Below are 7,679 nucleotides of genomic sequence, written 5' to 3' on the forward strand. Positions count from 1 at the left end.
TACACCACTATCCGGGACGCGACTGGTGCGGGTGCGGCGGGCACGATGGGGGCATGGACCTCGTGCGCACCTCCCGGCGGATCTCCCGCGTGCTGCGGCATGCGCCGCAGCCGGTCGGTCTCACGCTGGACCGCGCCGGCTGGGTCAGTGTGGGCGACCTGCTCGACGCGTTGGCCCGTCATGGCACCACGGTGACACGGGACGAGCTGGAGCAGGTCGTCGCGGGCAACGACAAGCAGCGGTTCGAGCTCGACCTCACGTCTGACCGGATCCGCGCACGGCAGGGCCACAGCGTCCCGGTGGACCTGGACCTGGATCCCGCCGTCCCACCGGCGGTGCTGTTCCACGGGACGCCGAAGGGCAACGTCGCGGCGATCACACGAGAGGGTCTGGTCCGTGGCGCTCGGCACCACGTGCACCTGTCGCCGGACCGGCAGACAGCCCAGCGGGTCGGGGAGCGTCGCGGGCGGGCGGCGGTACTGGAGGTGGACGCGGCCGGCATGACGCGCGAGGGGTTCGTCTTCTTCGTGACGGGCAACGGGGTCTGGTTGACCGACGCCGTGCCGCCGCGGTTCGTGAGCGTACCCAGCGAGCGGTGACAACCGCACGCGTGGCGCTGCGGGAGGTGGAACAGAGCCGCGCTCGTGCCGCACGCACCACAACGCACCCAGGGGTCACCGGGGTGCGTTGTGGTGTGGCCGTGCGGTGTCAGCGAGGCCCGGTGAGGTGCCCTACGAGCCGGTCCGCGGGGTCGTTGCCGGCGATCTCCCGGGTGATGTTCTCGTCGGTGTCGCTGAAGCGGACGGCGATCTGCACGTAGCCGTGCGGCAGCTGGGTGATCCGATGCAGGTGCGCCAGGCCCCACGAGATCCGGAAGGAGTCGGCGAGGACGGGCCGCAGCTCCGCAGCGATCGTCGCGAGGTCCCGGTCGGCGCGGGTCCCGACGTCGAGGTCCACGACGACCTCGGTGGCGAAGCTCCGGTCGTCGGTGAGGCGGCGGATCTCGGTGATCATGACGGTGTCCCTCTCGTCGAACGGGGCGAGCGGCGACGGCGCCGCGCTCCTGCACCGTGCCGCCGCCGGACGGCGGGACAGTGCCGTCAGGACACGCACCCGACCTGGAGTAGCCGCCGCGCGGCGAGCGCAGAGCACCACCTCCTTGATCGGTGGCCCCTTGTCTCTACCGTCCTCGACCGTGACCGATACCACGCCGCATGCGCAGCACGTCGTGTGGCGCCAGGGCGCGCCCTTCGTCGCACGTCCTGCCACCTCCCCGCCCGTCGTCTGACGACTGCCCCGGGATCTGTCCGGTCCGGGAGTGGCGGCACCCCCGACCGGGCAGGTCAGGGGTGCGAGCGGCGGGTGGTCAGGATGCCGCCTCGGTGGGGTAGCCGTGACGGATCTGGACGCGCCGTGCGGTGATGTTCCCGCCGGCACGGTCGAGCGCCAGCCGGTAGACGCGTGCGCCGACCTGCATGGTGAGCTGGCCGGAGGACCACCACATGCGTGCGCCGAGGTGTGCCCGACTGGTGGCGCGGATGGCGAGCAGCGGGCCGAGTCGCCGAGCGGTCACCTCGCCGAGCTTGGTGCGCTCCATCTCGTTGAGGAGGGCGACGGCTTCGCCGATGAGAGTGTCGAGCTCGGCGTGCGTGGTGGTCGACGCGGCCACGAGCCGGATCGTGCCGTTGTCGGCAGCGACCTCGCAGCTGACCTGGCGGTCGTCGCCGGTGGTCATGATGAGCAGGTCACCGTGGGGTGTGTCCATGGGGTCTCCCGAGGGCAGGGGTTGAGGTGGTGCCGCGCACCGTCTTCGCCGGGCTCGTGCTGGCAAGCGCGGCCGCGTGTGGCGTGGCTCAGGTGTCGGCGGGCTCGAGTGGCTCGCTGCACGCGCCCTGGCAGGCGCCGCCGGGGCAGCACGTGCGTCCGACCGGTCGGGTGAGGTCGTCGGTTCGGCGCACGGCGTGCAGGGCGAGCAGCGCGGCGGTCGGCGCTCAGGATTGCCGCAGGATGAGGGGTCCGGCGCCGTAGTGGTGGCCGCATCCGCAGGAAGTTGGGTACCCGTCGGCTGCGATCGCTTCGGCGCCACGGACGCACGCGTCGTGGTCACCGGAGCGACACGCGTCAGTGAGGCTGTCACCGGCCTTGCGGCGACGCGGCCAGGGCTGGCGGGGTGCGGGTGTCGCGGTCATGGGCGGCACCGTGCCGGAGGACGGCCGAGCCGCAACACTTCCGGGTGCGGGTCTACCGCTCACGGCTGGCGCGGAGCAGCGTGAGCCACATGCGCGAGCTGGTGTCCGCGTGAGGGAACACCGACGGGACCTGGCGGATGAACGTCAGTAGGTCCCGCATGCTGCCCTCGGCGGAGAACCGGTGCCGGCGCGCGAGCCCGCCACTGTTCCGCCACAGGGCGATGCCGACCTGGCACTTGTCCGCCAGCTCGTACGCGGCGGCGTACTGCCCGTCGGAGATCAGCCCCTCCGCGGCCTGGAACACGATCTTCGCCATGCCGGTCCTCTCCTCACGACGCACCGCGTCCGGCCCCACCGCGGGGCGCGAGTCACCGTGCCGCGACTGCGCGGGGAGGCAGTGCGGACGTGGCCCGCGCCGGCACGTCAGATGAGGGCGCGCCGGTCGATCTGCTCGACGGGCCCGGCAGCCCCCGGCAGGCCCGCCCACAGGACCACCGCCCCGGCCTCGAGGGACGCGGGCACGTCGATGACGCGCTGGTTGGAGCTGCCGCGGAACGCCAGGCCGAGGTCCTTGAGCGACTCCTCGAAGCGGCCGTCGACCAGGACGTCGATCTGTGCGAGGAGTTCCGCCTTGTCGTCCTGGCCCGCGGCTGCCTCGGCGAGGAGCTCGTCGAACGTGAACCCGGTCCAGCACCACACGTCCTTGGTCCTCCCGTGCTCGGCGCGCAGGCGGCGCACGACCGCCAGGCACACGCCGGTGTTCAGGAACGGCTCCCCGCCGAGCAGGGACAGGCCCTGCACGGCCGGGTGCGCCAGGTCGGTCGCGATGCGGTCGGCGAGTGTGTCGTCGAAGGGGGTCCCGTACCGGAACGACCACGCCGCGGTGTTGAAGCACCCGTGGCACGCGAACGGGCACCCGGACACGTACAGCGAGCAGCGCACGCCCTCGCCGTCGACCATGACGAACGGCTTGTAGTCCGCGACGTGGCCGGCCGACAGAGCCTCCGAGCGCCACTGCCCGACGCCGTGCGTGCGAGTCACGGAAGCTCCGCGTGAGACGACGGTCCCGGGATGTGGCGGACGCGGGCGGCGATCTCCTTGCGCCTCCCCTCCACCACCGGTCGAGCCGCTGGCTGAGAAAGGTACCCGCACGTGCGCTTCACGACGTCACAGGTCCGCGGGTCGCTGTTCCCGCACCCGGGGCACTCGAAGCCGTGGGTCGTGGGTGCGAAGTCCCCGCGGAAGCCGCACTCGAGGCAGTGGTCGATCGGGGCGTTCGTGCCGAGGTACCCCACTCGGTCGTACGCGTAGTCCCACACGGCCTCGAGCGCCTTGGGGTTGGTGACCAGGACCGGGTACTCGCAGTAGTGGATGAACCCACCGGACGCGTACCTGGGGTACTCCGCCTCGAAGTCGAGCTTCTCGAACGGCGTCGGCGCCTTGCGGACGTCGTAGTGGAAGGAGTTCGTGTAGTAGCCCTTGTCGGTGATGTCCTTCACCGAGCCGAACTTCGCCTTGTCGAGCCGGCAGAACCGGTCGGTCAGGGACTCGCTCGGGGTCGAGTAGACCGAGAACTTGTACCCGTGCTCGTCGGTCCATTCGGCCGCGCGCCGGGCCAGGTGCCGCAGGACGTCGAGCGTGAACGTCTTCGCCTTCGGGTTGGACTCCCACGAGCCGCCGAAGAACGCGGTCGCGACCTCGTACAGGCCGATGTACCCCAGGGACACGGTGGCCCGCCCGTCACGGAACAGCTGGTCGACGTCCTCGTCGGGTGCCAGGCGCTTGCCGAACGCACCATGCTGGTACAGGACCGGCGCGTTCGCGGGCACGGCCTGCTTGCACCGCTCGATGCGGAACAGCAGCGCGTCGCCGGCGGTGTCCAGGCGCTGGTCGAGCAGGTCCCAGAACGCTGCCATGTCGCCGCCGGCCTCGAGCGCGATGCGGGGCAGGTTGAGCGTGACGACGCCGAGGTTCATGCGGCCCTCCACGACGTCGTTGCCGTCGGTGTCGGTCCACCCCTGGAGGAACGACCGGCACCCCATGGGCGCCTTGAACGACCCGGTGAGCTCGACGATCTTGTCGTAGGACAGCACGTCGGGGTACATGCGCTTGGTCGCGCACTCCACGGCGAGGGTCTTGATGTCGTAGTTCGGGTCGCCGGGCTCGAGGTTGGTCCCGCGCCGCAGGGTGAAGATGAGCTTGGGGAAGATCGCGGTGCGCTTCTCGGCGCCGAGGCCGTCGATGCGCACGGCGAGGATGGCGCGCTGGACCTCACGCTCGAACCAGCTGGTGCCCAGGCCGAACCCGACCGAGGTGAACGGCGTCTGCCCGTTGGACGTGAACAGGGTGTTGATCTCGTACTCGAGGGACTGCATCGCGTCGTAGATGTCCTTGGCGGTCAGCTCCTTCGCGTACGTCTCGCGCTGGTCGGGGTCGGTGACCCACTTGGCGGCGGCGGCCAGGTGCTTGTCGTAGTTCATCTGCGCGTACGGCGCGAGGAGCTCGTCGATGCGGTTGACGGTGCACCCGCCGTACTGGCTGGAGGCGACGTTGGCGATGATCTGCGAGATGTGCGCGGTCGCGGTCTGGACCGAGCGCGGCGGGTCGACCTGCGCGGCGCCGATGCGGAACCCGTTGGCGAGCATCGCGGGGAAGTCGATGATGGTGCAGTTCGTCATCGGGGTGTACGGGTGGTAGTCGAGGTCGTGGTAGTGCAGCTCGCCCTTGGTGTGGGCGTTGGCGACGTGCGGCGGGAGCATCTTCAGGCCGATGGCCTTGGCGACGGCGCCGGCGGTCAGGTCGCGCTGGGTGTTGTAGACGTCGGCGTCCTTGTTCGCGTTCTCGTGCACGACCGCGGAGTCCTTCGCCAGGAGCTTGCCGACGGAGTGGTTCACGTCGGCGGCCTTGGCGCGGGCGAGGTCGCGCTGGACGCGGTAGTCGATGTACGCCTTGGCGACGTCGTACTGGCCGCACTCGAGCAGGGTGTGCTCGACGACGTTCTGGATCTCGTAGATGCGGACCTCGTGGGTGAACCGGTCGGTGAGCTCGGCGACGATGGTGGCGACCAGGCCGTCCAGGACGGCCTCGTGCTCGCGGGTCAGGGTGCCGTGCACGTCGATGAACGCGCGGGAGACCGCGGACGTGATGAGGGTGTCCTGGAACGGCAGGGTGCGGCCGTCGCGCTTGCGCACGCGCAGGGCAGCGGCGCGGGTCGGGGTGGTCATGCGGGGTCGTCTCCAAGCGGCTGTGGGTGTGCCGGTCACTGTGCTGGCACATCGCCACGGGGCGCAGGACGAAGGTCCCGCGCCCACCCGGGCGTACCACTACCCGTCGTGGGTGGGAGCCCAGTCCGACACCAGATGTGGGGTTCGGTGCCGGTCTTTGGCGTGGGGGTGCCCTTGGTCACGGCGACCGGCCCAGAGTCCTGGCCGCACACCGGCTGCTCGCGCGGTCGCCGGGCGCGCTATCCGGCGCCACGTCCGTCCGTCCGCGGCCCGCCGCCGCGGCACCTGCTGGACCGGTGGCTGCTGACCAGGTTGGACGCTGCACTGTCCGAGCCGCGCGCCGGGTACGGGGCGGGTGATCTCGCCCGCACCTGCGCCGCGCTGACCCGCCTGACCGAGGACGACCTGTCCGGGTTGTACCTTGAGGTGCGCAAGGACGACCTGTACGCCGGGGACACGGGTGCCCTCGCCACGCTGTCGCACACGCTGACCGGTCTGCTCCTCGCCCTGCACCCGCTGCTCCCGTTCACGACCGAGGAGCTCGCCGAGGCCCTCGGCTGGTCCGGCCTCATGGACGCCGAGCCGCTGCCTGCGCCGGGCGAGCCGGACGCTGCTGCCGCGGCCGCGGGGGAGTAGCTGCGGGCCCTGCGAGCCGCGGCGCGCGGGCACCGCGACGAGGTTCACGCACGCAGGGGGCGCTCACCCTGCCGGCGGCCCCACAGCTCGACGACACCCAGCGCGGCGCCCTGCTGCGGCGCCTGGCGCGAGCTCCGGAGCAGATCGGGCGCCTGTCCGGTCGACTCGTCGACCCTGGGTTCGCGACCCGGGCGCCTGCCGCCGCGCAGGACAAGGCGCGCGCCGACCTGGCGGCCAACGAGGCGGAGGCGCGCCGGCTGGAGGTGCTGCTCGACCCGGCCCCGTGAGCGTCCCGGCCACCTCACGCATGGGGCCGCCACCGCGGCGTCGCCTGTCAGGGCGTGCCGGGGTGTCGGGACCGTCCTCGCCGGAGCAGTCGTGAGGCGGACCGGCCCGGCGACGGGCAGCGACCCCGCGGCAGCGAGGACCAGCAGCGCCAGCGCCACCCACGACCCTGCGCCTGGCCGCTGCTCGGCCTCGGCGCCCGGTACGGGGGCTGGTCGGAGTGGCGGAGCCGGTGTCAGGCGGGATCGGCCGAGGAGCACGCGCCGGGGCCGGGGCAGTCGGTGGCGAGGTGCTCGGCGTAGGGCCGCATCGACAGCAGTGCGGCCGCGTCGACGTGCACCCGCCCGGAGCTGCGGGCCTCGAAGGCGTCGTCGGGCTCGAACCAGTGACCGCCGGCGTGACCCTCGTTCTCGTGCCACCCCGCTGGGATGCGCTTCTGGCAGGGGAGGTCCCCGCGCCGCGTCGGGCACCGCAGCGTCCCGTCAGACACCGGGCCGGACGGCTTCCACGGCGGGCAGTCCCACACGTGGCGCGCCTCATCCTCGCTCAACCACCGCACCTCCTCGTCGGCAGCGAACGGCTCGCCGCATCGGCAGCACATCAGCGGCTTCGGCGTGGTTCGCATCTGCGGCATGGTCGGGTCCTCCTGGGGTACGGTGGGGCCCCGACCGTGCCGGGGCCACCGCTGCGGGCAGCAGTCTCCGCCCGTCCGCACCGCTGCGCGGCCGGCGTTCCCGGGGACGACGACAAGGGGGCATGTCCGGCTCCGCGTGGATCCTGCCGGCCCAGCCGTGATGTGACGGCTCCGGACCCGACCTTCCAGGCGTGCCGCGGGAAGGTCGGGTCCGGCTGGGCGGAGCCCGCCATCGACGCACCAGAGCGCCCTCCACAGTCGACCGATCGCCGCGCGGGACTGCCCACGATCCCTCTCCCAGCACGCTGGTCCCGTTCCCGATAGATGACGACGAAGGAGTTCCCCCATGCCCACCACCCGTGCTGACGCCGCCGAGAAGGTCCTCGACACCCGTACCGCGCTGCTGCTCGGGCAGGCGCTGTTCGCGTTCATCGCCCGCGCCGGGGAGGAGGCCGAGTCGGACGACTTCTCCCTCGAGGACGCCGGCATCGACATCCGCTCGGGCTTCATCGAGCTCCCGTCGTCGGTGACGTGGGAGCTCGGCGACCTCCTGGAGAAGGTGGACGCGGCCGCGAGCTCCTGAGGTTGGGCCCGCGGGTGACGCGGTGACGGTTCAAGGGCAGATACGCCCCTTCGTGGCACCGAACCGAACCGGCCCTCCGGGGCCACGACACCTCCCAGGAGCACACGGGGCCTACCCCCGGATCTTGG

The 7,679-nt window shown here is 71.9% G+C and carries 10 protein-coding genes; 4 read left to right on the forward strand and 6 right to left on the reverse strand.

Annotated features, from left to right (window positions below; translation table 11 throughout):
* Positions 1-53: 53 nt before the first annotated feature.
* Positions 54-599, forward strand: a complete 546-nt coding sequence (locus N866_RS14355) for an RNA 2'-phosphotransferase (protein ID WP_034227549.1) — start codon at positions 54-56, stop codon at positions 597-599.
* Between the two features lie 109 nt (positions 600-708).
* Here the strand turns inward: N866_RS14355 and N866_RS14360 are convergent, their stop codons facing one another.
* The 5 genes from N866_RS14360 to nrdD all read right to left on the reverse strand — a co-directional run bounded on the left by N866_RS14360 (position 709) and on the right by nrdD (position 5,413).
* The gene (locus tag N866_RS14360) at positions 709-1,014 is read right to left on the reverse strand and encodes a hypothetical protein (RefSeq protein ID WP_155855391.1); all 306 of its coding nucleotides are present in this window, start codon (positions 1,012-1,014) and stop codon (positions 709-711) included.
* Positions 1,015-1,366: 352 nt separating this feature from the next.
* Positions 1,367-1,765, reverse strand: a complete 399-nt coding sequence (locus N866_RS14365) for a hypothetical protein (protein WP_034227552.1) — start codon at positions 1,763-1,765, stop codon at positions 1,367-1,369.
* 476 nt (positions 1,766-2,241) lie between these two features.
* Entirely contained in the window at positions 2,242-2,505 is a 264-nt protein-coding gene (locus N866_RS14370; RefSeq protein ID WP_034227554.1) for a hypothetical protein, read from the reverse strand.
* A gap of 107 nt (positions 2,506-2,612) precedes the next feature.
* Positions 2,613-3,230 (reverse strand): anaerobic ribonucleoside-triphosphate reductase activating protein, encoded by a 618-nt coding sequence (nrdG, locus tag N866_RS14375; protein ID WP_034227555.1) that lies wholly within the window; start codon positions 3,228-3,230, stop codon positions 2,613-2,615.
* Entirely contained in the window at positions 3,227-5,413 is a 2,187-nt protein-coding gene (gene nrdD, locus N866_RS14380; RefSeq protein WP_034227556.1) for an anaerobic ribonucleoside-triphosphate reductase, read from the reverse strand. Before nrdD ends, nrdG begins: the two co-directional genes overlap by 4 nt.
* Positions 5,414-5,548: 135 nt before the next feature.
* Between nrdD and N866_RS22625 the strand changes: the two genes are divergently transcribed.
* On the forward strand, positions 5,549-6,049 hold the full coding sequence (locus tag N866_RS22625) for a class I tRNA ligase family protein (RefSeq protein ID WP_081802672.1): 501 nt from the start codon (positions 5,549-5,551) through the stop codon (positions 6,047-6,049).
* 113 nt (positions 6,050-6,162) lie between these two features.
* The gene (locus N866_RS22795) at positions 6,163-6,336 is read left to right on the forward strand and encodes a hypothetical protein (RefSeq protein ID WP_425393966.1); all 174 of its coding nucleotides are present in this window, start codon (positions 6,163-6,165) and stop codon (positions 6,334-6,336) included.
* 233 nt (positions 6,337-6,569) lie between these two features.
* On the opposite strand, the gene N866_RS14395 is transcribed toward N866_RS22795, so the two are convergent.
* Positions 6,570-6,884 carry a hypothetical protein gene (locus N866_RS14395; protein WP_155855392.1) on the reverse strand — a complete coding sequence of 105 codons (315 nt, stop codon included), beginning with the start codon at positions 6,882-6,884 and terminating at the stop codon, positions 6,570-6,572.
* Positions 6,885-7,314: 430 nt separating this feature from the next.
* Here N866_RS14395 and N866_RS14400 point away from each other — a divergent pair, with 430 nt between their 5' ends.
* Positions 7,315-7,551, forward strand: coding sequence for a hypothetical protein (locus tag N866_RS14400; protein ID WP_034227563.1), 237 nt, complete (start codon positions 7,315-7,317; stop codon positions 7,549-7,551).
* The last annotated feature ends 128 nt before the right edge of the window (positions 7,552-7,679 follow it).

The organism is Actinotalea ferrariae CF5-4 (genome assembly GCF_000603945.1).
GTDB lineage: Bacteria > Actinomycetota > Actinomycetes > Actinomycetales > Cellulomonadaceae > Actinotalea > Actinotalea ferrariae.

What these genes read in the sequence shown, in the direction of transcription:
- N866_RS14355 (WP_034227549.1), top strand. Translation starts at nt 54, where the DNA reads ATGGACCTCGTGCGCACCTCCCGGCGGATCTCCCGCGTGCTGCGGCAT.
- N866_RS14360 (WP_155855391.1), bottom strand. Translation starts at nt 1,014, where the DNA reads ATGATCACCGAGATCCGCCGCCTCACCGACGACCGGAGCTTCGCCACC.
- N866_RS14365 (WP_034227552.1), bottom strand. Translation starts at nt 1,765, where the DNA reads ATGGACACACCCCACGGTGACCTGCTCATCATGACCACCGGCGACGAC.
- N866_RS14370 (WP_034227554.1), bottom strand. Translation starts at nt 2,505, where the DNA reads ATGGCGAAGATCGTGTTCCAGGCCGCGGAGGGGCTGATCTCCGACGGG.
- nrdD (WP_034227556.1), bottom strand. Translation starts at nt 5,413, where the DNA reads ATGACCACCCCGACCCGCGCCGCTGCCCTGCGCGTGCGCAAGCGCGAC.
- N866_RS22625 (WP_081802672.1), top strand. Translation starts at nt 5,549, where the DNA reads ATGTGGGGTTCGGTGCCGGTCTTTGGCGTGGGGGTGCCCTTGGTCACG.
- N866_RS14400 (WP_034227563.1), top strand. Translation starts at nt 7,315, where the DNA reads ATGCCCACCACCCGTGCTGACGCCGCCGAGAAGGTCCTCGACACCCGT.